Annotated in this window: 21 protein-coding genes; 18 read left to right on the top strand and 3 right to left on the bottom strand. The window is 56.7% G+C overall.

Features of this window, described 5'->3' with window-relative positions; translation table 11 throughout:
• Positions 1-75 precede the first annotated feature (75 nt).
• From AB6731_RS15185 to AB6731_RS15145, 9 genes are read left to right on the top strand one after another with little or no spacing between them, the layout of a single operon-like run.
• Complete coding sequence (locus AB6731_RS15185) at positions 76-1,002, top strand: VOC family protein (protein ID WP_040018853.1); 927 nt, start codon at positions 76-78, stop codon at positions 1,000-1,002.
• Complete coding sequence (locus tag AB6731_RS15180) at positions 999-2,186, top strand: NAD(P)/FAD-dependent oxidoreductase (protein WP_371006525.1); 1,188 nt, start codon at positions 999-1,001, stop codon at positions 2,184-2,186. Before AB6731_RS15185 ends, AB6731_RS15180 begins: the two co-directional genes overlap by 4 nt.
• Before the next feature lie 25 nt (positions 2,187-2,211).
• Entirely contained in the window at positions 2,212-3,468 is a 1,257-nt protein-coding gene (locus AB6731_RS15175) for an MFS transporter (protein WP_032678941.1), read from the top strand.
• Between the two features lie 10 nt (positions 3,469-3,478).
• Positions 3,479-4,009, top strand: a complete 531-nt coding sequence (locus AB6731_RS15170; protein ID WP_014171547.1) for a cupin domain-containing protein — start codon at positions 3,479-3,481, stop codon at positions 4,007-4,009.
• Between the two features lie 9 nt (positions 4,010-4,018).
• Entirely contained in the window at positions 4,019-4,789 is a 771-nt protein-coding gene (locus tag AB6731_RS15165) for an alpha/beta fold hydrolase (protein ID WP_025203266.1), read from the top strand.
• Positions 4,773-5,567, top strand: a complete 795-nt coding sequence (locus AB6731_RS15160; RefSeq protein ID WP_032678938.1) for an SDR family oxidoreductase — start codon at positions 4,773-4,775, stop codon at positions 5,565-5,567. Before AB6731_RS15165 ends, AB6731_RS15160 begins: the two co-directional genes overlap by 17 nt.
• 9 nt (positions 5,568-5,576) lie before the next feature.
• Positions 5,577-6,347 (top strand): aspartate dehydrogenase, encoded by a 771-nt coding sequence (locus AB6731_RS15155; protein ID WP_020883712.1) that lies wholly within the window; start codon positions 5,577-5,579, stop codon positions 6,345-6,347.
• A 9-nt stretch (positions 6,348-6,356) separates the two neighbouring features.
• Positions 6,357-7,826, top strand: a complete 1,470-nt coding sequence (locus AB6731_RS15150; protein ID WP_371006524.1) for an aldehyde dehydrogenase — start codon at positions 6,357-6,359, stop codon at positions 7,824-7,826.
• Positions 7,827-7,839: 13 nt separating this feature from the next.
• The gene (locus AB6731_RS15145; protein WP_059306195.1) at positions 7,840-9,480 is read left to right on the top strand and encodes a thiamine pyrophosphate-binding protein; all 1,641 of its coding nucleotides are present in this window, start codon (positions 7,840-7,842) and stop codon (positions 9,478-9,480) included.
• A gap of 59 nt (positions 9,481-9,539) precedes the next feature.
• On the opposite strand, the gene AB6731_RS15140 is transcribed toward AB6731_RS15145, so the two are convergent.
• Both AB6731_RS15140 and AB6731_RS15135 read right to left on the bottom strand, forming a co-directional pair.
• Positions 9,540-10,808: an OprD family outer membrane porin gene (locus AB6731_RS15140; RefSeq protein WP_020883713.1), complete on the bottom strand. Its 1,269-nt coding sequence runs from the start codon at positions 10,806-10,808 to the stop codon at positions 9,540-9,542.
• Positions 10,809-11,028: 220 nt separating this feature from the next.
• Positions 11,029-11,787, bottom strand: a complete 759-nt coding sequence (locus AB6731_RS15135; RefSeq protein WP_020883714.1) for a M48 family metallopeptidase — start codon at positions 11,785-11,787, stop codon at positions 11,029-11,031.
• Between the two features lie 272 nt (positions 11,788-12,059).
• Between AB6731_RS15135 and tkt the strand changes: the two genes are divergently transcribed.
• The 7 genes from tkt (at position 12,060) to AB6731_RS15100 (ending at position 20,495) form a co-directional block, all read left to right on the top strand.
• A complete protein-coding gene (gene tkt / locus AB6731_RS15130; RefSeq protein ID WP_020883715.1) occupies positions 12,060-14,051 on the top strand; it encodes a transketolase in 1,992 nt (663 codons plus the stop codon).
• Between the two features lie 384 nt (positions 14,052-14,435).
• A complete protein-coding gene (gene epd / locus AB6731_RS15125; protein WP_014171537.1) occupies positions 14,436-15,455 on the top strand; it encodes an erythrose-4-phosphate dehydrogenase in 1,020 nt (339 codons plus the stop codon).
• Positions 15,456-15,504: 49 nt separating this feature from the next.
• Positions 15,505-16,668, top strand: a complete 1,164-nt coding sequence (pgk, locus tag AB6731_RS15120; protein WP_014171536.1) for a phosphoglycerate kinase — start codon at positions 15,505-15,507, stop codon at positions 16,666-16,668.
• A gap of 91 nt (positions 16,669-16,759) precedes the next feature.
• On the top strand, positions 16,760-17,839 hold the full coding sequence (fbaA, locus tag AB6731_RS15115) for a class II fructose-bisphosphate aldolase (protein WP_014171535.1): 1,080 nt from the start codon (positions 16,760-16,762) through the stop codon (positions 17,837-17,839).
• 187 nt (positions 17,840-18,026) lie between these two features.
• Positions 18,027-18,881 (top strand): small-conductance mechanosensitive channel MscS, encoded by an 855-nt coding sequence (mscS, locus tag AB6731_RS15110; RefSeq protein ID WP_014171534.1) that lies wholly within the window; start codon positions 18,027-18,029, stop codon positions 18,879-18,881.
• Between the two features lie 146 nt (positions 18,882-19,027).
• Positions 19,028-19,663 carry an arginine exporter ArgO gene (gene argO, locus AB6731_RS15105; RefSeq protein WP_014171533.1) on the top strand — a complete coding sequence of 212 codons (636 nt, stop codon included), beginning with the start codon at positions 19,028-19,030 and terminating at the stop codon, positions 19,661-19,663.
• 91 nt (positions 19,664-19,754) lie between these two features.
• Entirely contained in the window at positions 19,755-20,495 is a 741-nt protein-coding gene (locus tag AB6731_RS15100) for an oxidative stress defense protein (protein WP_371006584.1), read from the top strand.
• A gap of 47 nt (positions 20,496-20,542) precedes the next feature.
• Here the strand turns inward: AB6731_RS15100 and argP are convergent, their stop codons facing one another.
• Positions 20,543-21,436: a DNA-binding transcriptional regulator ArgP gene (gene argP, locus AB6731_RS15095; protein WP_008499727.1), complete on the bottom strand. Its 894-nt coding sequence runs from the start codon at positions 21,434-21,436 to the stop codon at positions 20,543-20,545.
• Positions 21,437-21,563: 127 nt separating this feature from the next.
• On the opposite strand from argP, the gene rpiA reads away from it, so the two are divergent.
• Together rpiA and serA are read left to right on the top strand one after the other, a co-directional pair.
• The gene (gene rpiA / locus AB6731_RS15090; RefSeq protein WP_014171530.1) at positions 21,564-22,223 is read left to right on the top strand and encodes a ribose-5-phosphate isomerase RpiA; all 660 of its coding nucleotides are present in this window, start codon (positions 21,564-21,566) and stop codon (positions 22,221-22,223) included.
• Between the two features lie 272 nt (positions 22,224-22,495).
• Positions 22,496-23,728: a phosphoglycerate dehydrogenase gene (gene serA / locus AB6731_RS15085; RefSeq protein WP_014171529.1), complete on the top strand. Its 1,233-nt coding sequence runs from the start codon at positions 22,496-22,498 to the stop codon at positions 23,726-23,728.
• The last annotated feature ends 35 nt before the right edge of the window (positions 23,729-23,763 follow it).

Raw genomic sequence — 23,763 nt, 5'->3', positions numbered from 1 at the left:
ATCAGGTTAACGCCAGGCGCTTCATTGCGTCGGGCATGTTTTACGCCCAATCTGGGCCAGACGAGGCAACGAACGATGTGTATAACCGGAATTGAAAAGCTGGAATTTGGCGTCGAGAACCTGACGCACTGCGCAAAATTTATGCGTGATTTTGGCCTGACGGGCGATGCCAGCGGCCAGCGTTTTACTACCCTGAGCGGCGCGCGCGTGGAGCTTAATCCTGTCGACAGCCCTGACCTGCCGCCAGCGTTTGAAGCAGGAAATACGTTGCGCCGGATGACCTGGGCAGTCGCCACCCGGGACGATCTGGAGGCGCTGCGCCCGAAGCTTGAGAAGCAGCCCGGTTTTCGTGAGGTGGGCGACGCGCTGGAGTGCCGCGATCCGAACGGCATGACCTTACGCGTACAGGTCAGCCATCAGGTGCCGGTGGAGCTGAACGTCGAGCCGATTAACCAGTGGGGCGATGCCCGCCGTATCGACACGCCAAGCCCGGTCTACGATCGCGCCCAGCCTATTAACGTGGGCCACGTGGTGTTCTTCGTGGAGGAGCTGGCGGCGGTGGAGACGTTCTACCGTGAGGTGCTTGGGTTCCAGGTGTCTGACCGCTACATCAACCGTGCGGTGTTCCTGCGCTGTGGCGTGCGCGGCGGGCATCACAACTTGTTCCTTCTTCAGCTGCCTAACCGTAAGCGGGGTTTGAACCACGTGGCCTTTACCGTACGCGACATTCACGAGGTGATCGGTGGTGGGATAGCGATGAACAAAAACGCCTGGAGCACCTTTATTGGCCCGGGGCGTCATCCGGTCTCCTCGGCCTATTTCTGGTACGTCAACAGCCCAACTGGCGGGGCGTTTGAATACTACACCAACGATGATTACCTCACCGAAAACTGGCAGCCGCGCGAGCTGGAACATTCGCTGGTGTCGTTCACCGAGTGGGCGGTTGAGGGTGGGATTGACCACGACACGCGCCGTCAGCAGAAAAAGCCGGAGGCGGTATGACCTCACGCATTGTCATTATTGGCGGCGGTCAGGCAGGTGGCTGGGCGGCGAAAACCCTGCGTGACGAAGGCTTCGACGGCGAGATTTGCGTCGTGGCGGAAGAGGCGTGGGATTTCTACGAACGCCCGCCGCTGTCCAAGGCTGCGTTACTGGAGCCGGACGCGCCGCTACCGCGTCTCTTTCCTGAAGCGGCGCAACAGGCATTGGACCTGACATGGTGCCGGCCGGTGCGCGCGGAATCTCTCGATCGTCACGCCAAAACGGTGCGCTTAAGCAACGGTGAATACCTTAGTTACAACATTCTTTTAATCGCTACCGGTGGTCGGGCGCGTCTGCCGGGCGACGCGTGGGCGGCCCACCCGCAGGTCTATACCCTGCGCCACTGGCAGGACGCACAGCGGCTGAAGGCGCGCCTGGCAGAGAGTCAAAACCTGGCGATTATCGGCGGAGGCTGGATTGGCCTGGAGATTGCGGCCTCCGCGCGTAAATGTGGCGTCGCCGTGACGCTGTTTGAGCAGCAGCCCGCGCTGTGCATGCGTTCGGTGAGCGCCGAGGTATCGCAGCAGCTGGAAACACTTCACCGCGAACAGGGCGTGGATATCCGCACCGGCTGCGGAGCGCTGGAGCTGGAAGATAACAATGGTCTGCCGGTCATTCACTGTGACGGCAAGCGTGAAACCTTTGATGCCGTGGTCGTCGGGATCGGTGTTGATCTCAATCTGGAGCTGGCGCGCGATGCGGGTCTGCAGACTGAGCGCGGGATCGTGGTGGACGCTCAGGGGCGAACGTCGGATCCGTTTATTTTTGCTGCCGGTGATGTGGCCCAGCACCATCACTATGGGCTGTGCATTCAGTCGTGGGCCTTTGCCCAGAATCAGGCGGTTGCCACGGCAAAGGCGATGCTCAATCCCGATGCCCCCGGCTATGACGACGCGCCGTGGCTGTGGTCGGATCAATACCAGCACAACATTCAGATCCTCGGTATTCCGCAGGCCGGCTGCACAACCCTTGCCCGGGATAATGCGCTGTTTTTCTCACTGGATGAAAACGGACGGCTGACCCAGCTGGTGGCGTTCAACGATGCGCGTACCGTCAAGCTGGCGAAGCGCTGGATGGCTGCCGGAAGGGATCTGTCCGCGGTGCCGCTGGCTGACCCGACTTTTTCACTGATGTCATTGCGATAGCTAACCCGCACCCGTAGGGGGAGACATGACCACATTTGAGACTAACACCGCGCCGGTTGAGGCAAGCGGTGAGGGCACCCGCACGCCGGAAAAAGCGGTGCGCTGGGCCATCCCGCTGTCATTGCTGGCCTGCGTGCTGCTGGCATTTTTCGACAAAATCAGCATTGCGGCGCTCTTTTCCGACAGCCATTTCCAGCAGGCGATGGGCATAGATTTTGACACCACGCGCCTCGGCATTCTGATGAGCGCCTTCCTGCTGAGCTACGGCTTCTCATCGGTCTTTTTAAGCGGACTGGGGGACAAGATTGCACCGCTTCGCCTGCTCACCGGCATGATGGTGGTGTGGTGCGTGCTGATGGTAGCCATGGGGTTTACCCATAACTACACGATCATGATCGTCCTGCGCATTTTGCTGGGCGTGGCAGAAGGGCCGCTGTTTCCGCTGGCGTTTGCCATTGTGCGGCATAACTTCCCGCAGCATCTGCAGGCGCGAGCCACCATGTTGTGGCTGCTGGGTACCCCGGTAGGCGCGGCGATTGGTTTCCCTCTCTCTATCTGGCTGCTGAATGCCTTCGGCTGGCAGAGCACCTTCTTTGTGATGGCGATGCTCACCGTGCCGGTGCTGGTGTTCGTGCGCATCGGTCTGCGCGGGATCCGTCTGGGTGCCAAACCGGCTGCGGATCGCGAATCACAAGATGAACGACGTGCCGCGCGGCGCGAGCTGTTTGTCAGCCCGCACTTCTGGATTATCTGCATCTTTAACATCGCGTTTCTCACCTACCTGTGGGGAATCAATGGCTGGCTGCCGGGTTACCTGATTAAAGGGAAAGGCATTCATCTTGAACACGCGGGCTGGCTGTCGTCGATGCCGTTTATTGCCATGCTGGCGGGTGAGGTGATTGGCGCATGGCTTTCTGACCGGGTCGATAAACGCGCGGTGGCCTGCTTTATCTCGATGGCTGGCGCGGGATTAGGCCTGACGGCGGTCATGCATCTTGATACCCCGCTGGCCGTTATCGCGGCGATGAGCTTTAGCACCTTTATGTGGGGCACCGGTGCGCCGAACATTTTCGCACTGCTGGCGAAGGCGACCCATCCCCGGGTGAGCGCGACGGCGGGCGGTATTTTCAACGGGCTGGGAAACTTTGCGGGCGCGCTGTCGCCGGCGGTGATGGGCGCGTTGATCGCCTTCACCCACAGCATGGATTCCGGGCTGATTTTTCTGGCGGTGATGGCGGCGGTGGGCTGCGTCCTGTTACTGCCGCTGCTGAGACGTTACTGAGGAGAGTGTCATGACTGATTCAACCGTAACTGCAAAACCAGGCATTAAACCTGATCATCTGACCATGGAAGAGTGGGTCGAGTCGCGTATTGCGCGCTTTGAAGGGCGTAAATATGACTGGAACGCGCTGAAGTTCCAGGCCGATTTCGATCCTAAATACCGCCGTGCGCAGATGCGCTACATCGGTACCGGGGCAACGGGCGTGGCAAGCGATACCAATACCGTGCCGGCTGAGCACTTTACCTTCTCCACCATGGTGCTGCCGTCGAAGTGCGAGGGACCATTGCATCTGCATGACGACGTGGAAGAGGTGTTCTTCATGCTTAAAGGGCAGATCACGCTGATGATCCAGGACGGCGATCACTACACCGAAACCGTGCTGCGCGAACGCGATCTGATCTCCGTTCCGCCGGGCATCTATCGCGGTCTGTTCAATCATGGTGAAGAAGAGGCGCTGATGTGCGTGATGCTCGGCACCAACAAGCCGGAAATCCCGACCTATCCGGCCGATCACCCGCTGTCGAAAGTGAAGCGGAACTAAGGGGGCGCGATGACGGGCTTTCGTGAACAGGGAAGCGGCATCCCGCTGATGCTGCTCCACGGCATCAGCTCCGGCGCTGCCTCCTGGCATAAACAGATGGCGCTGAACGGTTTTCGCGTGCTGGCGTGGGACATGCCCGGTTATGGCGAAAGCCCGATGCTGGCGGTTGAGCGCGCCAACGCGGGGGATTACGCCGACGCGCTGGCGGCCATGTTGGACCGCGCGGGCGTCTGGCAGGTCGTTCTGGTCGGGCATTCGCTTGGGGCCCTGGTGGCAAGCGCCTTTGCGGCGAAGTATCCCGAACGCGTGCTGCATCTGGTGCTGGCCGATGCCGCGCAGGGTTACGGCCAGGCCGAGCCGGCGCAGCGCGAGCAGGTCTGGCGTAACCGGGAGCAGCAGATGGCGCTTGGGGGCGAGATCCTGGCGCAAACCCGGGCCGCTAAATTATTACGCCCGGGCGCGCGTGAGGACGATATTGCCACCGTTGCGGCGGGCATGCGCAAACTGCGCCCGGAAGGCTACCTTGCTGCCGCATGGATGCTGGCACATGACGATATTCACGGCTGGCTGAAGCGTTACGCCGGTGACTTTGAAGTCTGGTGCGGCGAGCAGGACGCCATTACCCAGCCTGAGCTGGTTCAGGGGCTGGCGCTACGTTACGGCATGCCGTTTACCGCGATTCCCCTGGCCGGGCACGCCAGCTATCTCGATAACGACGCGTTTTTTAATCAACAGCTTTTACGTATCAACGAAGAGGTGCGCGATGAATGCACAAATTGACGGGCGCGTAGCGGTAGTCACCGGCGGTTCTTCTGGCATTGGTTTTGAAACACTGCGCTTGCTGCTGGGCGAGGGGGCAAAAGTGGCGTTCTGTGGCCGCGACCCGGACCGGCTTGCCAGCGCGCATGCGTCGCTGCAAAACGAATTCCCTGATGGCGAGATTTTCTCTCACCGCTGCGACGTGCTGGATGCAGACCAGGTTCAGACCTTTGCCCAGGCCGTTAAGTCCCGCTTTGGCGGGACAGACTTGCTGATTAATAACGCCGGACAGGGGTATGTGGCGCACTTCAATGACACCCCGCGCGAGGCCTGGCTGCATGAAGCCGAACTGAAACTGTTTGGGGTGATTAACCCCGTACAGGCTTTTCAGCTGCAGCTGGAGCAATCGGATATTGCCTCCATTACCTGCGTGAACTCGCTGCTGGCGCTGCAGCCAGAGGAACACATGATTGCCACCTCCGCAGCACGTGCCGCGCTGCTCAATATGACGCTCACGCTCTCGAAAGAGCTGGTGAGTAAGGGTATCCGCGTGAATTCCATTTTGCTTGGCATGGTGGAATCCGGCCAGTGGCGGCGTCGCTTTGAGAACCGGGCGGATAAAAGTCAGAGTTGGCCGCAGTGGACGGCGGATATCGCCCGCAAACGCGGCATTCCGATGGCGCGTCTCGGTAAGCCGCAGGAGCCTGCGCAGGCTCTGCTGTTCCTCGCGTCGCCGCTGGCTTCGTTTACCACCGGTGCGGCGCTGGACGTTTCCGGCGGCTTCTGCCGTCATCTGTAAGGACACATCATGAAAAAAATCATGTTAATCGGCTACGGTGCCATGGCGCAGGCGGTCATTGAGCGCCTGCCCGAGCAGGTTGCCATCGGCTGGATCGTGGCGCGCGAGACGCATCATGCTGCTATCCGCCAGCAGTTTGGCGATGCGGTGGTGGCACTGACCTCGCCCGCATTATGTACGGATACTCCCGATCTGGTGCTGGAATGTGCCAGCCAGCAGGCGGTAGCGCAGTACGGGGAAGCGATTTTACGCCGTGGATGGCATCTGGCGGTGATCTCCACCGGCGCGCTGGCAGACAGCGCGCTGGAACAGCGTCTGCTTAACGCAGGCGGAAAGCTGACGCTGCTCTCCGGGGCGGTGGCGGGCATTGATGGCCTGGCGGCGGCAAAAGAGGGCGGGCTTGAGAAGGTGACCTACCAGTCGCGTAAAAGCCCGGCCAGCTGGCGCGGCAGCTATGCCGAGCAGCTTATCGATCTTAACGCCGTGTCCGAGGCGCAGATCTTCTTTGAAGGCAGCGCACGCGAAGCGGCACGACTGTTTCCGGCCAACGCCAACGTGGCGGCGACCGTGGCACTTGGCGGCGTGGGGATGGATGACACCCGCGTGCAACTGATGGTCGACCCGGCCACTCAACGCAATACCCACACGCTGCACGTCGAAGGGATGTTTGGCGAGTTCCATCTGGAGCTGAGCGGGCTACCGCTTGCCAGCAACCCCAAAACCTCCACCCTGGCGGCACTCAGCGCGGTTCGCGCCTGCCGTGAACTGACGCAGCGCTGAGGAGCGACGATGGACGATCTTAACATTTTCATTGGCGGCAACTGGCGGCGTGGCGGCGGTAACCTGATGCAGAGCCATTTCCCGGCAGACGGTGCGGTAAACGCCACGCTCCACGCGGCAAGCCTGGACGATCTGCAGGAGGCGATCGACGCCGGAGAGCGCGCGTGGCGCGATCCTGCCTGGCGTAACAGCCTGCCGCATGTGCGAGCGAAGATCCTGCATAAGGTGGCAGATCTGATCGAAACCCGCGTCGACGAACTGGCCCGCATGCAGAGTCGCGACAACGGTAAACCGCTGGCGGAAGCGCGGGGGCTGGTGATGAGCGCGGCAGGCACGGCGCGTTATTTTGCCGCCGCCTGCGAGCTGCTGGAAGGTGAACTGCCGACACCACGCCAGCCTGATGTGCTTACCCTCAGCCGATATGAACCGCTCGGCGTGGTGGCAGCTATCACGCCCTGGAATTCCCCCATTGCCAGCGAAATGCAGAAAGTGGCGCCGGCCATTGCTGCCGGTAACGCGGTGGTTCTCAAACCAGCCGAAGCCACCCCGCTGATGGCGCTGGAGCTGGCGCGTATTTTTGAGCAGGCAGGCTTACCCGCCGGGCTGCTGAGCGTGCTGCCGGGCAAAGGCTCGGTGATTGGCGATGCGCTGGCGCGTCACCCGAAAGTGCGAAAAATCTCCTTTACCGGTGGCACCACCACGGGCCGTCATCTGGCGCACGTGGCGGCGGAAAAATTGATCCCGGCCTCGCTGGAACTGGGCGGTAAATCCCCGACCATCGTGCTGGAGGATGCCGACGTTGAGCTGGCTGCGCGCGGGATCTGCTACGGCATTTTCAGCTCGGCAGGTCAGGCCTGTATTGCCGGTTCGCGGCTCTTTATCCATGAGCGCCTTTACGCCCCACTGATGGCGAGGCTGCTCGAGTTAACGCGCGGCCTGCGGGTCGGGCATCCCTTTACCGACGGCATCCATGTGGGACCGCTGATTAACGACGCGCACCGCAAGAGCGTGCAGGCTTACGTTGAACTGGCAAAGCGTGAAGGGGGCCGCGTGCTGTGTGGCGGGGAGATCTCTGCCGATCCACTGCTGGCAAACGGCAGTTACTTCCAGCCCACCATCATCGAAGGCCTGACCAACAGCGCGCGCGCCTGTCAGGAGGAGATCTTCGGCCCGGTGCTGGTGGCGATGCCCTTTAGCGATGAAGCCGCGTTGATCCGTGAGGCGAATGACTCCGTTTATGGCCTTGCCGCCGGGATCTGGACGCGGGATACCGGGCGCGCCCTGCGCCTGAGCGAGCAGCTTGAAGCGGGCACGGTGTGGATAAACACCTACAAAGTGTTTGCAATTTCGACCCCGTTCGGGGGCTTTAAAGAGAGCGGTCTGGGCCGCGAAAAGGGCATTCAGGGGCTGAAAGCCTGGATGCAGCAAAAGAGCATTTATCTGGCGACGGGTAACAGCGTCAACCACTGGTGCGACTGAGAAAGGGTGAGTAATGAGCGAAATGATAACCGTCGGCGACGCCATCGCCAGAACGCTGGAGCAGTATCAGGTTGAGGCCATCTACGGCGTCATCTCCATCCACAATTTACCCATCGCCGATGCGGTAGGGCAGCGCGGGAATATTCGCTTTGTACCCGCACGTGGCGAAGCGGGGTCGGTCACCATGGCCGATGCCCACGGCCGTTTTTCCGGGCTCGGTGTGGCGCTGACCAGTACCGGCGCCGGGGCGGGTAACGCCGTCGGCGCGCTGGTGGAAGCCATGAATGCCTGTACGCCGCTGCTGCACATCACCGGTCAGGTGGAAAAAGCCTGGCTGGATGCCGACACCGGCTTTATCCACGAAACCCGCGACCAGCTGACCTTCCTGAAGGCCAGCTCAAAACGGGCATACCGCATCAGCAACGCAAACCAGGCGATAGCGATCCTTCACAAGGCCATTCAGGAGGCGCAAACTCCGCCGTGCGGGCCGGTTTCCGTGGAGATCCCGATTGATATTCAGGGGGCGAAAATCCCCGTGTCGCTGATCACCGCTCCGGTGAAACCCACGTCGGTTTCCGCAGTTGATACGACAGTGGTCGACACGCTGTGGGCGCAGCTTAAACAGGCCAGACAGCCGCTGCTGTGGCTGGGGGGCGGAGCACTTGGTAGCGCTGATGCGGTAAAAAAACTGGCGGATGCGGGAGTGACGGTTATCTCCAGCACCCACGCGCGCGGCGTGCTGCCGGACAGCCATCGCGCCAGCCTGCGGGCGTTTCATAACTCGCCGTCAGTTGAGGCGTTGATCGCCCAGTGCGACTTTACGCTGGTCGCCGGCTCACGTCTGCGCAGCAACGAAACCCGCTCGTGGACGCTTGAATTACCGCATCCCCGCGTCCAGATTGATATCGACCCCGCGGCGGCGAGCCGCAACTATCTGATGGACACAACCCTTGTGGCGGACTGCGCGGCGCTGTTAACCGCGCTGGCAGCTAAAGCGCAGGGGCGTGAATGGGGCGATGCACAGTGGGATACACAGGTGCAGCATGCGCTGGCGAAAGCCGTTGCGGGACTGCGTGAGCAGTGCGGTGCTTATGCGAAGCTCAACGACGCCATTGAGAACGCGCTGCCGCAAGATGGCCTGCTGGTTCGTGATATCACCGTTTCCGGAAGCCTGTGGGGGAGCCGTTTGTTCCGCGCCAACGGACCGCTGATGAACATTCACTCGCTGGCAGGCGCCATCGGCATGGGGCTACCGATGGCGATTGGCACGGCGATTGCCAACCCGCAACGCAAAGTGGTGGGGCTGGTGGGCGATGGTGGCGTAAGCCTGAATCTGGGCGAGATGGCAACGCTGGCGCAGGAGAAGGCCAACGTGACGCTGCTGGTGATGAATGACGGCGGTTACGGCGTCATGCGCGGCATTCAGGATAAGTATTTCGGCGGGCGTCAGTATTATAACGAGCTGCATACCCCGGACTTTACGCAGCTGGCGCATGCGATGGGGTTACAGGCGTGGAGCGTCGAACGGGCGGAGGATTTTGACGCGGTGATGACCGAAGCGCTTGCCATGCCAGGACCGTCGGTAGTGGAAGTGCGGATGGGACAGATTGGCGCGCTGAAGTTTGCCGGGCCGCCGCAGAAGACGTTGTACTAAGCGTGTTTACCCTCACTTCCGCCCTCTCCCTTAGGGAGAAGGGCGGGTGAGGGGCTTAATCAGAACACGTTAAACGGGTATTCCACGTACGCGCGGATCTCATCCCCGCCCACGTTATAGTCGCTGGCGTTGCTGGACACGCGCAGGACGGAGTAACGGAGTTTCAGTTTCAGATCTTTAGCCGGGCCGTCCTGCACCTGATACTGGATCTGGTTAAACCACTCATGCTCTTTACCGTTGCTGGTTTCAGAGGTCTTGATGTTGTCGCCACGCACGTAAGCTGTGGTCCAGCTCAGGCCCGGTAAACCCAGACCGCCGAAGTCCAGTGCGTAAGAAGCCTGCCATGAGCGCTCATCTTCGCCGTTGAAATCAGACCAGTAAGAGTTCGCCAGCCAGATGGTATTGCCGCCGTCACCTACGCCACCCTGATCGCGATAGCTGCCATAGTGATAGCCGGTGCTGCCGCTGCTCTGCTGATACGCCACCTTGAAGGTATGAATATCCCAGATGTAGCTTGCCGCCAGGCTCCAGATGCTATTGCTGCGTCCGGTATCAAGGCTGTCTGCGTAGCGCTGATCCAGGCGTGAGTTATAGCCGTTGAAATCGAGCACCAGCTGTTGCCCGGTGCTGAACGGCTGTTTGAAGTTCATTCCCAGGTACTGCTTGTTCATCACCTCTTCCACATGAGAGGCATACAGCGCACCGCTGAACTGGTCGTTGAACTGGTAGCTCGCACCGCCGAAGGAGAGGCTCTTCAGGCCGCTGTCGTGGCGGTCGTCACTTTTGCGCTGCTCATCGGTGAAGTAACCGGCGTTCACTTCCAGACCCGCGATCTCTTTTGAGGTCAGCATGGTGCCGGTAAAGCTTTCAAACAGCAGACGGGAATTGTCGGCATTCACAATCGGTAATTCCGGACGCTGGTTACCGTAGCTCAGCACGGTATTGGAGATACGCATTTTTGCTGTGGCGCCAAATTTCGCCAGATCGGATTTAGCCCGGCCATCGTCTTCCTGTTTAAAGAAGTCAATGCCGCCCGCGCCGCTTTTTCCACGACCGCCGTCCAGACGCACGCCATACTGGGCAATGCCGTCCACACCAAAGCCAACCAGCCCTTCGGTATAGCCGGATTCAAACGTGGCAACGATACCCTGACCCCATTCGGCTTTGTCCTGCTGGCCCTGATGATAATCACGGCTGATATACGCATTGCGTAAAAACAGATCTAAATGGCTGTCATCAACAAAGCCTTTGCTGTCGGATTGCTGGCTTGCAACGGCGGGTAATGCGGCGAATAAACTTAACGCAATTAATGATAATTCTTTTTTCACGGAGGGAACGTCTCTGTCTTAATATTGTAAATTGAATTACTGCGAGCTCGATAATTACCCGAATGGTAAATGATTGCAATAATTATGTGACGAGACGTTTCAGGGCAATAAGCCAGTGTTTGCGCGGCTTAGAAAGGTACTAAAGTGCTATTACCGATATGTGCGGTTAAATTAACAATTCATGCGAAATAAAAAGGAGGCAAATATGCCTCCTTTCGAATTATTTAATTCCGTCTGCGGCCATACGGTCGCGAATATGCTGTGCGCGCTCTTCTGACGCCGGGTGGTCATCAAACATAGAGCTCTGGCGACCGGCTTCCAGTTTGGCCAGTTTTTCGAAGCTGGTGGCTAAACCTGATGGATTAATGCCGCGTTTGCGCAACAGATCGTAGGAGTAGTCATCCGCTTCGGATTCCTGACGCTGCGAGAACTGAGAGTTAACCAGCTTTTCACCCACATCGCCAAGCTGCGACTGTGACAGGCTGCCGACGATACCGCCCGTAGACGCCGCCGCGGCGCGGATGGCGTTAGTGCCTAACGCAACCTGCATGCCTTTCTTCACGTGGCCAAGTGCAACGTGGCCCATTTCATGGCCGATAACCGCTTCAACTTCGTTGTCGGTCATCATATCCATCAGCCCGCTGTAAACGCGGATGCAGCCGTTCGCCATCGCGAAGGCGTTTACATCTTTGGCCATGTACACCTTATAGTTCACCGGCTGGCCATTAATGTTATCACCCAGCGCGGATGCTATCTTATTCAGACGCTGCGTGTAGGTACTATTGGCCGGGGCAAGCGTGGCTTTTCCGTCCATATCTTTACAGGCCTGGTCGCTCAGCGCTTTAACCTGTGCGTCGCTCAGGGAGTAGGCCTGAAAGGCTTCTGCGCCTGAGGACATCAGGCCGTTAGAATCCATATTCTGACAGCCGCTCAGCAGGAGCGTTGTACCCAGGGCCAGCACTATTGCACGCATTTTCATGATGTCGCTTCCGTACTCGTTAATCTGAATAAAATCTGAAAAGTGCACCGGCAACGAAGCCGGGGTCGGGCTAAGTATAAGGAATATCTACGGGGCCGGGCGAGCAGATTGCGCAACATGCGAGCATGATCCAGAGATTTCTTAAGCTGCAAAAGAATGCTCCATGTACATGACATGCCGCTTGGGTTACATTGTTGGCACTTTTTTCCGGCGTAGCCCAAAACGCGCTGTCGTCAAGGGCATGGCCTTTAACAGTCCGATCTGGAGTTAAAATGTCCTCACGTAAAGAGCTTGCTAATGCTATTCGTGCGCTGAGCATGGACGCAGTACAGAAAGCCAAATCCGGCCACCCGGGCGCCCCAATGGGTATGGCTGATATCGCCGAAGTCCTGTGGCGCGATTTCCTGAACCACAACCCGCAGAACCCTTCCTGGGCTGACCGCGACCGTTTCGTGCTGTCTAATGGCCACGGCTCAATGCTGATCTATAGCCTGCTGCACCTCACTGGCTACGATCTGCCAATTGAAGAGCTGAAAAACTTCCGCCAACTGCACTCCAAAACGCCAGGTCACCCGGAAGTGGGTTACACCGCAGGTGTAGAAACCACCACCGGCCCGCTGGGTCAGGGTATTGCTAACGCGGTGGGTATGGCGATTGCCGAGAAAACCCTGGCCGCGCAGTTCAACCGTCCAGGTCATGACATTGTTGACCACTTCACCTACGCATTCATGGGCGACGGCTGCATGATGGAAGGCATTTCTCACGAAGTGTGCTCCCTGGCAGGTACCCTGAAGCTGGGCAAACTGGTTGCGTTCTATGACGACAACGGCATCTCCATCGACGGTCACGTTGAAGGCTGGTTCACTGACGACACCGCGAAGCGTTTCGAAGCTTACGGCTGGCACGTTGTGCGTGGCGTTGACGGTCACGATGCTGACTCGATTAAACGTGCAGTAGAAGAAGCGCGCGCTGTGACGGACAAGCCGTCACTGCTGATGTGCAAAACCATCATTGGTTTCGGTTCTCCGAACAAAGCGGGTACCCACGATTCCCACGGTGCGCCACTGGGCGACGCGGAAATTGCTCTGACGCGCGAAGCGCTGGGCTGGAAATATCCTGCTTTCGAAATCCCATCTGAAATTTACGCGCAGTGGGATGCTAAAGAAGTGGGTCAGGCGAAAGAATCCGCATGGAACGAGAAGTTCGCTGCCTATGCGAAAGCCTTCCCACAGGAAGCGGCTGAATTTACCCGTCGTATGAAGGGTGACATGCCGTCTGACTTCGACGCCAAAGCGAACGAGTTCATTGCTAAACTGCAGGCGAACCCATCCAAAATCGCCAGCCGTAAAGCCTCTCAGAATGCGATTGAAGCGTTCGGTCCGCTTCTGCCAGAATTCCTGGGCGGCTCCGCTGACCTGGCGCCATCTAACCTGACAATCTGGTCTGGTTCTAAAGCAATCAACGAAGACACTGCCGGTAACTACATCCACTACGGTGTGCGTGAATTCGGTATGACCGCGATTGCGAACGGTATCTCCCTGCACGGTGGTTTCCTGCCGTACACCTCTACCTTCCTGATGTTTGTCGAGTACGCGCGTAACGCCGTGCGTATGGCTGCGCTGATGAAACAGCGTCAGGTGATGGTCTACACCCACGACTCCATCGGTCTGGGCGAAGATGGTCCAACTCACCAGCCGGTAGAGCAGGTGGCTTCCCTGCGCGTGACGCCAAACATGAGCACATGGCGTCCATGTGACCAGGTTGAGTCTGCCGTGGCGTGGAAATACGGTGTTGAGCGTCAGGACGGTCCAACCGCACTGATCCTCTCCCGTCAGAACCTGGCACAGCAGGAACGTACTCCAGAGCAGCTGGCGAACATCGCCCGTGGTGGTTACGTGCTGAAAGATTGCGCGGGTCAGCCAGAGCTGATCTTCATCGCGACCGGTTCTGAAGTTGAGCTGGCTGTTGCCGCATGGGAAAAACTGTCTGCCGAAGGCGTTAAAGCGCGCGTGGTTTCCATGCCGTCTACCGATGCGTTCGACAAGCAGGATGCCGCCTACCGCGAATCCGTACTGCCTAAAGCCGTTACCGCGCGCGTGGCAGTAGAAGCAGGTATCGCTGACTACTGGTTCAAATATGTGGGCCTGAACGGCGCAATCGTCGGCATGACCACCTTTGGTGAATCTGCTCCGGCAGAGCTGCTCTTCGAAGAGTTCGGCTTCACCGTTGAAAACGTTGTCGCGAAAGCAAAAGAACTGCTGTAATCGTTTGTAGGGGAGGGGCGCGAGCCCCTGTCCGTGCTCTCGCTGAGAAGAGGGCGCAAACACACCCTAAACGGTAACCTTTGGGTTACCGTTTTGTTTTTTTCACGCTATCCGCCTTATATGTCCACTATTCCTCAAACATGTAACGTTCCTGTGAATTATTCCATCCAAAATGTGACGCAAGTCATATAGCGCGCTTATTGCTCTGGACAGACATTCCTTTTATTCCCTGATTCGCTTATTCTAGCTGAAGCGTTTCAGTCGATTAAATGTTCGACAATTGACCAATCAATCGCAGTTTGTGACAGCAAGGATTCCCCTTCGGGCGTAGCTGGATTACTCTTTCAGCCACCTCAAACTCAGGGATAGCTTTGCAGGAGATCTATGACCGTACGCGTAGCGATTAATGGCTTCGGTCGCATCGGGCGTAACGTGGTTCGTGCTTTATATGAATCCGGGCGTCGGGCGGAAATAACCGTGGTGGCTATCAACGAACTGGCGGATGCTGCGGGCATGGCGCATTTGTTGAAATATGACACCAGCCACGGACGCTTTGCCTGGGATGTTCGCCAGGAAAGAGATCAGCTGTTTGTCGGCGACGATGCCATCCGCGTGCTGCATGAGAGCAGTATTGCCGGGCTACCGTGGCGTGAACTGGGTGTGGATATCGTACTTGACTGTACTGGCGTATACGGTAACCGCGAGCATGGCGAAGCGCATCTGACAGCAGGTGCGAAAAAAGTCCTGTTTTCCCATCCTGGCAGCAACGACCTCGACGCGACCGTCGTATTTGGCGTGAATCAGCATGAGCTGCAAGCCGAACACCGCATTGTTTCCAACGCCTCCTGCACCACCAACTGCATTATTCCGGTCATCAAACTGTTAGACGATGCGTATGGCATTGAATCCGGCACCGTAACCACGATTCATTCAGCGATGCACGATCAGCAGGTGATTGACGCCTATCATCCGGACTTACGACGCACGCGAGCCGCGAGCCAGTCAATCATTCCGGTGGACACAAAACTGGCGGCAGGTATCACCCGTTTTTTCCCGCAGTTTAATGATCGTTTTGAAGCAATTGCCGTACGTGTACCGACGATTAACGTCACCGCAATTGACCTGAGCGTGACGGTGAAAAAACCGGTAAAAGCCTGTGAAGTCAACCTGTTGCTGCAAAAAGCGGCACAGGGGGCATTTCATGGTATAGTTGACTATACGGAATTACCGTTGGTCTCAGTAGATTTTAACCACGACCCGCACAGCGCCATTGTCGATGGCACTCAAACGCGCGTCAGTGGCGCACACCTTATCAAGACGCTGGTCTGGTGTGATAACGAATGGGGCTTTGCTAACCGAATGCTCGACACCACGTTAGCAATGGCCGCTCAAGGTTTCAGGTAAGACGCATCGTGCGTCTGCAAAACTTTAAGAATCAACGAGAGGATTCACCATGTCTGTAATTAAGATGACCGATCTGGATCTGGCTGGTAAACGCGTTTTCATCCGTGCTGATCTGAACGTACCGGTTAAAGATGGCAAAGTGACCAGCGACGCGCGTATCCGTGCATCTCTGCCAACCATCGAACTGGCTCTGAAGCAGGGCGCTAAAGTGATGGTGACCTCCCACCTGGGTCGTCCAACTGAAGGCGAGTACAATGAAGAGTTCTCTCTGCTGCCAGTTGTTAATTACCTGAAAGACAAACTGTCCAACCCGGTTCGCCTGGTAAAAGATTACCTGGACGGCGTAGACATCGCTGCCGGTGAACTGGTTGTTCTGGAAAACGTTCGCTTCAACAAAGGCGAAAAGAAAGACGACGAAGCGCTGTCCAAAAAATACGCTGCTCTGTGTGACGTATTCGTGATGGACGCCTTCGGTACTGCTCACCGTGCGCAGGCTTCAACCCACGGTATCGGTAAATTCGCAGACGTCGCGTGTGCCGGTCCTCTGCTGGCTGCTGAGCTGGACGCACTGGGTAAAGCACTGAAAGAACCTGCTCGTCCAATGGTTGCAATCGTTGGTGGTTCTAAAGTTTCTACCAAACTGACCGTACTGGATTCCCTGTCTAAAATCGCTGACCAGCTGATCGTTGGCGGTGGTATCGCGAACACCTTCGTGGCGGCACAAGGCCATAACGTCGGTAAGTCCCTGTACGAAGCGGATCTGGTTGACGAAGCAAAACGTCTGCTGACCACCTGCGATATCCCGGTTCCAACGGATGTTCGCGTCGCGACTGAGTTCTCTGAAACAGCGACTGCGACCCTGAAATCTGTTAACGACATCAAAGATGATGAGCAGATTCTGGACCTGGGCGACGTTTCTGCACAGAAACTGGCTGAAATCCTGAAAAACGCAAAAACTATCCTGTGGAATGGTCCTGTTGGCGTGTTCGAATTCCCGAACTTCCGCAAAGGTACTGAAATCGTTGCTAACGCTATCGCAGACAGCGAAGCGTTCTCTATCGCAGGCGGCGGTGATACGCTGGCAGCAATCGACCTGTTCGGTATTTCTGACAAGATCTCCTACATCTCCACTGGTGGCGGCGCATTCCTCGAGTTCGTGGAAGGCAAAGTACTGCCAGCAGTAGCAATGCTCGAAGAGCGCGCTAAGAAGTAAGCCATTCAAGGGCAGGGAAACCTGCCCAATTTTCAGCGCGCTTTAAGAGCTCGCACCTTTTCTAACGGCCGAAGATACAGGACTAAGCAACATGTCTAAAATTTTTGATTTCGTAAAACCTGGCGTGATCACTGGTGATGACGTTCAGAAAGTGTTCCAGGTAGCTAAAGAAAACAACTTCGCTCTGCCAGCAGTTAACTGCGTTGGTACCGACTCCATTAACGCCGTACTGGAAGCTGCTGCAAAAGTTAAAGCACCGGTTATCGTTCAGTTCTCTAACGGTGGCGCAGCATTCATCGCTGGTAAAGGCGTGAAAACTGACGTTCCTCAGGGCGCGGCAATCCTGGGTGCAATCTCTGGTGCGCACCATGTACACCAGATGGCTGAACACTACGGTGTTCCGGTTATCCTGCACACTGACCACTGCGCGAAGAAACTGCTGCCGTGGATCGACGGTCTGCTGGACGCGGGTGAAAAACACTTCGCAGCGACCGGTAAGCCACTGTTCTCTTCTCACATGATCGACCTGTCTGAAGAGTCCCTGCACGAAAACATCGAAATCTGCTCTAAGTACCTGGCGCGCATGGCCAAAATGGACATGACCCTGGAAATCGAACTGGGATGCACCGGTGGTGAAGAAGACGGCGTGGACAACAGCCACATGGACGCTTCTGCACTGTACACCCAGCCAGAAGACGTTGATTACGCTTACACCGAGCTGAGCAAAATCAGCCCACGCTTCACCATCGCAGCGTCCTTCGGTAACGTACACGGCGTTTACAAACCAGGTAACGTGGTTCTGACCCCAACTATCCTGCGTGATTCTCAGGAATACGTTTCTAAGAAACACAACCTGCCGCACAACAGCCTGAACTTCGTCTTCCACGGCGGTTCCGGTTCTTCTGCTCAGGAAATCAAAGACTCCGTAAGCTACGGCGTAGTGAAAATGAACATCGATACCGACACCCAGTGGGCAACATGGGACGGTATCCTGCAGTACTACAAAACGAACGAAGCTTACCTGCAGGGCCAGCTGGGCAACCCGAAAGGCGAAGACCAGCCGAACAAGAAATACTACGATCCACGTGTATGGCTGCGTGCTGCGCAGACTTCCATGGTGGCGCGTCTGGAGCAGGCTTTCAAAGAACTGAACGCGGTTGACGTTCTGTAATTTAAGCAGCTCATAGCATCAGAAGGCCCGCGAATGCGGGCCTTTTTTTATGCTTTTTCAATGGACTGCCCGGCCCGTTTATGTGATCTATTTGGCAAAACCGGTCCTTTTTGTTTACCCTTTACTGACCTGCCTGTCTCCATGGGGGATGGATTTTGTGTTTTTGGGATAACAAAAGGAAGACTAAATGGAACAACTCGATGTTGTAGACAGCATCAATAATGCCGGTAACTGGCTGGTGCGCAACCAGGCGCTGCTGCTGAGCTATGCCGTTAACATCGTCGCGGCGATTGCCATCATCATCGTCGGGATGATCGTGGCACGTATCGTATCAAACGCCGTAAACCGCGTGATGCTGGCGCGTCACATTGACGCCACTGTGGCTGACTTCCTCTCTGCACTGGTGCGCTACGGTATTATTGCCTTTACGCTGATTGCTGCACTGGGGCGTGTTGGCGTACAGACTGCCTCGGTGATTGCTGTTCTCGGTGCCGCCGGTCTGGCCATTGGTCTGGCGCTGCAGGGGTCGCTCTCGAACCTGGCTGCGGGTGTGTTGCTGGTAACCTTCCGTCCGTTCCGCTCTGGCGAGTACGTTGACCTGGGCGGTATTGCCGGCACCGTACTGCAGGTGCAGATTTTCTCAACCACCCTGCGAACTGTTGATGGCCGTATCGTGGTGGTACCGAACGGGAAAATCATCGCGGGCAACATCATTAACTTTTCCCGCGAGCCGGTGCGTCGTAACGAGCTGATTATCAGCGTGGCGTATGATTCTGATATCGATCAGGTGAAATCGCTGATCGCCAATATCATTGCCTCCGACGATCGTATTCTGAAAGATAAAGAGCAGACCGTTCGCCTGAACGAGTTGGGGGCATCGTCCATCAACTTTGTTGTGCGCATCTGGAGCAAAAGCAGCGATCTGCAAAACGTTTACTGGGATGTTCTGGAACGTATCAAACGTGATTTTGATGCCAACGGGATCAGCTTCCCGTATCCACAGATGGACGTGAACCTTAAACGCGAGAAAGAAGCCGAGTAATCCTCTTCCTCAGGAGGCCCGGTGAGCGGCAACGCCACCGGGCCTTTTTATTAGCAATACTAATCACCAATTAATATTATCAATTTCCTCTAATAAGATTCTCGCAGTATAGTCAGCTCCCAGGACAACTTGCTGAGAATTTATTCATGTTATCTTATTATTTTCAAGGTCTTGCATTAGGTGCGGCCATGATCCTTCCCCTTGGCCCGCAGAACGCGTTCGTGATGAACCAGGGCATTCGCCGTCAGTATCATCTTATGATTGCCCTACTGTGCGCGGTGAGCGATTTGCTGCTGATCTGCGCCGGAATCTTTGGCGGCAGTGCGCTGCTGATGCAGTCTCCCTGGCTGCTGGCGCTGGTGACCTGGGGTGGGGTAGCGTTCCTGCTGTGGTATGGGTTTGGGGCGCTGAAAACGGCAATGAGCAGCAATCTCGAACTGGCGAGCGCCGAGGTCATGAAGCAGGGCCGCTGGAAGATTATCGTTACCATGCTGGCGGTCACCTGGCTCAACCCGCACGTTTATCTGGATACCTTTGTGGTGCTGGGCAGCCTGGGTGGGCAGCTCGACGTTGAGCCGAAACGCTGGTTTGCCCTGGGTACCGTCAGCGCCTCATTCCTGTGGTTCTTCGGTCTCGCGATTCTGGCGGCATGGCTGGCCCCGCGTCTGCGTACCGCTAAAGCCCAGCGGATCATCAATACGCTGGTGGGCGTGGTGATGTGGTTTATTGCCTTTCAGCTGGCAAAAGAGGGGATTCATCATGTTCAGGAATTGCTCAACTAAGCGTTGTCTTATGGACAACTGAGCGAGAGCCGCTAAGCTTGCTGGCATGCGCCCTGTTGTTGGGCACTCTTCGCAACATGGAGGAATGACAGTGAAGTTTAAAGTGATGGCCCTGGCGGCATTAGTGAGTTTAGGTGCGGTGTCGGTGCAGGCAAGTGAATTGCCTGATGGCCCGCACATCGTCACTTCAGGCACCGCAAGCGTGGATGCGGTACCCGATGTTGCAACGCTGGCAATTGAAGTGAACGTGGCCGCGAAAGATGCCGCTTCTGCCAAGAAGCAGGCTGACGATCGTGTTGCGCAATATCTCTCTTTCCTGGAGCAGAACGGTGTCGCTAAAAAAGACATCAGCTCTGCCAACCTGCGTACCCAGCCTGATTACGACTACCAGAACGGTAAAAGCATCCTGAAAGGCTACCGTGCCGTGCGCACCGTTGAAGTGACCGTGCGTCAGCTCGATAAACTGAACTCGCTGCTGGATGGCGCGCTGAAAGCGGGTCTGAACGAAATTCGTTCCGTCTCACTGGGCGTTGCGCAACCGGAAAAATACAAAGACCAGGCGCGTAAAGCCGCCATTGATGATGCAATCCATCAGGCGCAACGGCTGGCGTCCGGGTTCAACAGTAAGCTCGGTCCGGTATACAGCGTGCGTTACCACGTCTCAAATTATCAGCCAAGCCCGATGGTGCGGATGATGAAGGCCGACGCGGCACCGGTGTCTGCTCAGGAAACTTATGAGCAGCCGACGATTCAGTTCGACGATCAGGTTGATGTGGTATTCCAGCTGCAGCCGACCCAAAGTCAGCAGACTGAGCCGGCAAAAGCGCAGTAATCTGTCTTCACTTTCCCCCTCTCCCGTCAGGAGAGGGGGATTGTTCCTTAATCCTGTCTCAACACCTTATGCCCATACGCCAGCAGCGCGTCGGTGACGTTGCGCATCATGCGGCTTTCTGGCGCAAAACGGTGCCAGTAGAGCATCCGGCGCTGATACAGCCCCGGCGTTAAGTCAATCAGCTCACCGCTTTTCAACTCTTTCTCTATCTGCAGGTGCGGGATCATACAGCAGGTGGTGCCCTGACGTGCGAGCTGCACAAACGCTTCAGACGAGTTCACGATATGACATGGCACGCTGCCCGGCGGCAGATCGAAGTTTTGCTGCAGGAAGGCCTGATGCATATCGTCCAGATGGTCGAACGCCACCGCAGGGGCTTTCAGCAGCGCGGCGCGGGTGACGCCGTTCGGGAAGTAGCGCTCGGCAAACGCTTTTGAGCCGACAAACAGGTAGTCCAGTGCGCCCAACTGATCGACAAGACAGCTCGGCAGCGCCTGAGGCTGGATACTGACCGCCCCAACCACTTCACCGCGACGCAGGCGCTCCTGCGTACGGGTTTCATCTTCAACCTGCAGATTCAGGCGAATCGGGGAGTCTGCTAATACCGGCGCAAGGGCTGGCAACAGCCAGGTTGCCAGACTGTCGGCGTTCACCGCCAGCGAGAGCAGCAGCGGCGTTGAGCCGGTCTGTTCGTCACCCAGCCACTCATCTTCGAGCAGTTCAACCTGGCGCAGCAGGGCGAGGAGCTTTTGCCCTTGCTCCGTTGGACGCGGTGGAACGGTACGTACCAGCAGAGGCTGCCCGAACATGTTTTCCAGCTGTTTGATGCGTTGTGATACGGCGGACTGAGTGATACAAAGCTTTTGCGCTGCGCGCTCAAAACCGCGTTCACGAATAACTGCATCAAGTGCCTGTAGTGTTCTGTAGTCCGGACGTTTCATTGCTCTGGCTGACTCCTTAATTTTGCTTAATCTGCACTATGACACAATTTTCCCTTCGTGGCAGACGAAATCCACCCGACGTGTTCTATAATGCGGCCTACGTTTTCACACCACAGGCTAAACGATCATGACGCAGGATGAACTGAAAAAAGCAGTAGGATGGGCCGCTCTCCAGTATGTGCAACCGGGTACCATTGTCGGTGTTGGTACGGGCTCGACGGCGGCACACTTTATCGATGCGCTGGGCACGATGAAAGGGCAGATCGAGGGCGCAGTTTCCAGCTCCGACGCTTCCACGGAAAAGCTGAAAAGCCTTGGCATCACCGTTTTCGATCTGAATGAAGTTGACCGTCTTGGCATCTACGTTGATGGCGCGGATGAAATCAACGGCCATATGCAGATGATCAAAGGCGGCGGTGCGGCGCTGACGCGTGAAAAAATCATCGCCTCCGTGGCGGATAAATTCATCTGTATCGCCGATGCGTCAAAGCAGGTTGATATCCTGGGTAAATTCCCGCTGCCGGTAGAAGTGATCCCAATGGCGCGTAGCGCTGTGGCGCGTGAACTGGTGAGACTGGGTGGACGCCCGGAATATCGTCAGGGCGTCATCACTGATAACGGCAACGTGATCCTCGACGTTCACGGTCTGGAAATTCTCGACGCCATTGCGCTGGAAAATGCCATTAACGGTATTCCAGGCGTAGTGACTGTAGGGTTATTCGCCAACCGTGGCGCGGATGTCGCGCTGATCGGCACGGCAGATGGCGTGCAAACCATCGTAAAATGATCTGATGGGGGGAGCCCTCCCCCCGCTAAAAAAATTTTGAAAAGCTAAATTCGGTGACTTGTGTCACGCTTTTTACCTCTCGTTTGCCGATCCTGCCGCATTCGCAAATTTCTACAGCATTTTCCTCTGTCATTTTGCTCTGTATGACTTTTCTTCAGAGTGCCGACGCAAACGTTCATATTGCTGCAATAGTTTTTTTTGATATGTTGGCTACAGCGGATTTAAATCCAGCACAACATCAGTTCAGACAAAAACAGGGTCGGGTAAGGTAAATGGCAAAGGTATCACTGGAGAAAGACAAGATTAAATTCCTGCTGGTTGAGGGCGTGCATCAGAAAGCGCTTGATAGCCTTCGTGCAGCAGGTTACACCAACATCGAATTTCACAAAGGCGCGCTGGACACCGAAGAGCTGAAAGCGTCCATCCGTGATGCCCATTTCATTGGCCTGCGATCCCGTACCCAACTGACTGAAGACGTGATTGCCGCGGCGGAAAAGTTGGTTGCCATCGGCTGTTTCTGCATCGGTACCAACCAGGTTGATCTGAATGCCGCCGCAAAACGCGGTGTGCCTGTCTTTAACGCCCCGTTCTCCAACACCCGTTCCGTGGCGGAGTTAGTGATTGGCGAGCTGCTGCTGTTGCTGCGTGGTATTCCGGAAGCTAACGCCAAAGCGCACCGCGGCGTGTGGAACAAACTGGCTGCGGGTTCATACGAAGCCCGTGGTAAAAAACTCGGTATCATCGGCTATGGCCACATCGGTACTCAGCTGGGGATCCTGGCTGAATCCCTGGGGATGCATGTCTATTTTTATGATATCGAAAGCAAACTGCCGTTGGGCAACGCCACTCAGGTTCAACACCTCTCTGACCTGCTGAACATGAGCGACGTGGTCAGCCTGCACGTGCCGGAAAATGCGTCAACGAAAAACATGATGGGTGCTGAGGAACTGGCGCTGATGAAGCCAGGTTCACTGCTGATCAACGCCGCGCGCGGTACGGTTGTCGACATCCCGGCGCTGTGCGATGCGCTGAAGCGTAAGCATCTGGCGGGGGCGGCAATTGACGTCTTCCCGACTGAGCCTGCTACCAACAGCGATCCGTTCACCTCTCCGCTGTGCGAATTCGACAACGTGATCCTGACGCCGCACATCGGCGGCTCGACGCAGGAAGCGCAGGAAAATATCGGTCTGGAAGTCGCGGGCAAGCTGAGCAAATACTCCGACAACGGTTCTACGCTCTCTGCCGTGAACTTCCCGGAAGTGTCTCTGCCGTTGCACGGTGGCCGTCGTCTGCTGCACATCCATGAAAACCGTCCGGGCGTGCTGACTGCGATCAACCAGATCTTTGCCGAGCAGAGCGTCAACATTGCCGCGCAGTATCTGCAAACGAACTCTCAGATGGGTTACGTGGTGATTGATATTGAAGCGGACGAAGATGTAGCGGAAAAAGCGCTGCAGAGCATGAAGGCTATTCCGGGTACCATTCGCGCCCGTCTGCTGTACTGATTCTGTTTCTGTGAGCATAAAGCCGGGTCGCTACC

Source organism: Enterobacter sp. RCC_40 (assembly GCF_041360735.1).
Classification (GTDB): domain Bacteria; phylum Pseudomonadota; class Gammaproteobacteria; order Enterobacterales; family Enterobacteriaceae; genus Enterobacter; species Enterobacter ludwigii.
The sequence above is the reverse complement of the archived record's forward strand: the minus strand, read 5'-3'. Positions and strand labels throughout refer to the sequence as shown.

What these genes read in the sequence shown, in the direction of transcription:
- AB6731_RS15185 (WP_040018853.1), top strand. Translation starts at nt 76, where the DNA reads ATGTGTATAACCGGAATTGAAAAGCTGGAATTTGGCGTCGAGAACCTG.
- mscS (WP_014171534.1), top strand. Translation starts at nt 18,027, where the DNA reads ATGGAACAACTCGATGTTGTAGACAGCATCAATAATGCCGGTAACTGG.
- AB6731_RS15165 (WP_025203266.1), top strand. Translation starts at nt 4,019, where the DNA reads ATGACGGGCTTTCGTGAACAGGGAAGCGGCATCCCGCTGATGCTGCTC.
- AB6731_RS15170 (WP_014171547.1), top strand. Translation starts at nt 3,479, where the DNA reads ATGACTGATTCAACCGTAACTGCAAAACCAGGCATTAAACCTGATCAT.
- argO (WP_014171533.1), top strand. Translation starts at nt 19,028, where the DNA reads ATGTTATCTTATTATTTTCAAGGTCTTGCATTAGGTGCGGCCATGATC.
- rpiA (WP_014171530.1), top strand. Translation starts at nt 21,564, where the DNA reads ATGACGCAGGATGAACTGAAAAAAGCAGTAGGATGGGCCGCTCTCCAG.
- AB6731_RS15180 (WP_371006525.1), top strand. Translation starts at nt 999, where the DNA reads ATGACCTCACGCATTGTCATTATTGGCGGCGGTCAGGCAGGTGGCTGG.
- AB6731_RS15175 (WP_032678941.1), top strand. Translation starts at nt 2,212, where the DNA reads ATGACCACATTTGAGACTAACACCGCGCCGGTTGAGGCAAGCGGTGAG.
- tkt (WP_020883715.1), top strand. Translation starts at nt 12,060, where the DNA reads ATGTCCTCACGTAAAGAGCTTGCTAATGCTATTCGTGCGCTGAGCATG.
- AB6731_RS15150 (WP_371006524.1), top strand. Translation starts at nt 6,357, where the DNA reads ATGGACGATCTTAACATTTTCATTGGCGGCAACTGGCGGCGTGGCGGC.
- fbaA (WP_014171535.1), top strand. Translation starts at nt 16,760, where the DNA reads ATGTCTAAAATTTTTGATTTCGTAAAACCTGGCGTGATCACTGGTGAT.
- pgk (WP_014171536.1), top strand. Translation starts at nt 15,505, where the DNA reads ATGTCTGTAATTAAGATGACCGATCTGGATCTGGCTGGTAAACGCGTT.
- AB6731_RS15135 (WP_020883714.1), bottom strand. Translation starts at nt 11,787, where the DNA reads ATGAAAATGCGTGCAATAGTGCTGGCCCTGGGTACAACGCTCCTGCTG.
- AB6731_RS15145 (WP_059306195.1), top strand. Translation starts at nt 7,840, where the DNA reads ATGAGCGAAATGATAACCGTCGGCGACGCCATCGCCAGAACGCTGGAG.
- serA (WP_014171529.1), top strand. Translation starts at nt 22,496, where the DNA reads ATGGCAAAGGTATCACTGGAGAAAGACAAGATTAAATTCCTGCTGGTT.
- AB6731_RS15155 (WP_020883712.1), top strand. Translation starts at nt 5,577, where the DNA reads ATGAAAAAAATCATGTTAATCGGCTACGGTGCCATGGCGCAGGCGGTC.
- argP (WP_008499727.1), bottom strand. Translation starts at nt 21,436, where the DNA reads ATGAAACGTCCGGACTACAGAACACTACAGGCACTTGATGCAGTTATT.
- AB6731_RS15160 (WP_032678938.1), top strand. Translation starts at nt 4,773, where the DNA reads ATGAATGCACAAATTGACGGGCGCGTAGCGGTAGTCACCGGCGGTTCT.
- epd (WP_014171537.1), top strand. Translation starts at nt 14,436, where the DNA reads ATGACCGTACGCGTAGCGATTAATGGCTTCGGTCGCATCGGGCGTAAC.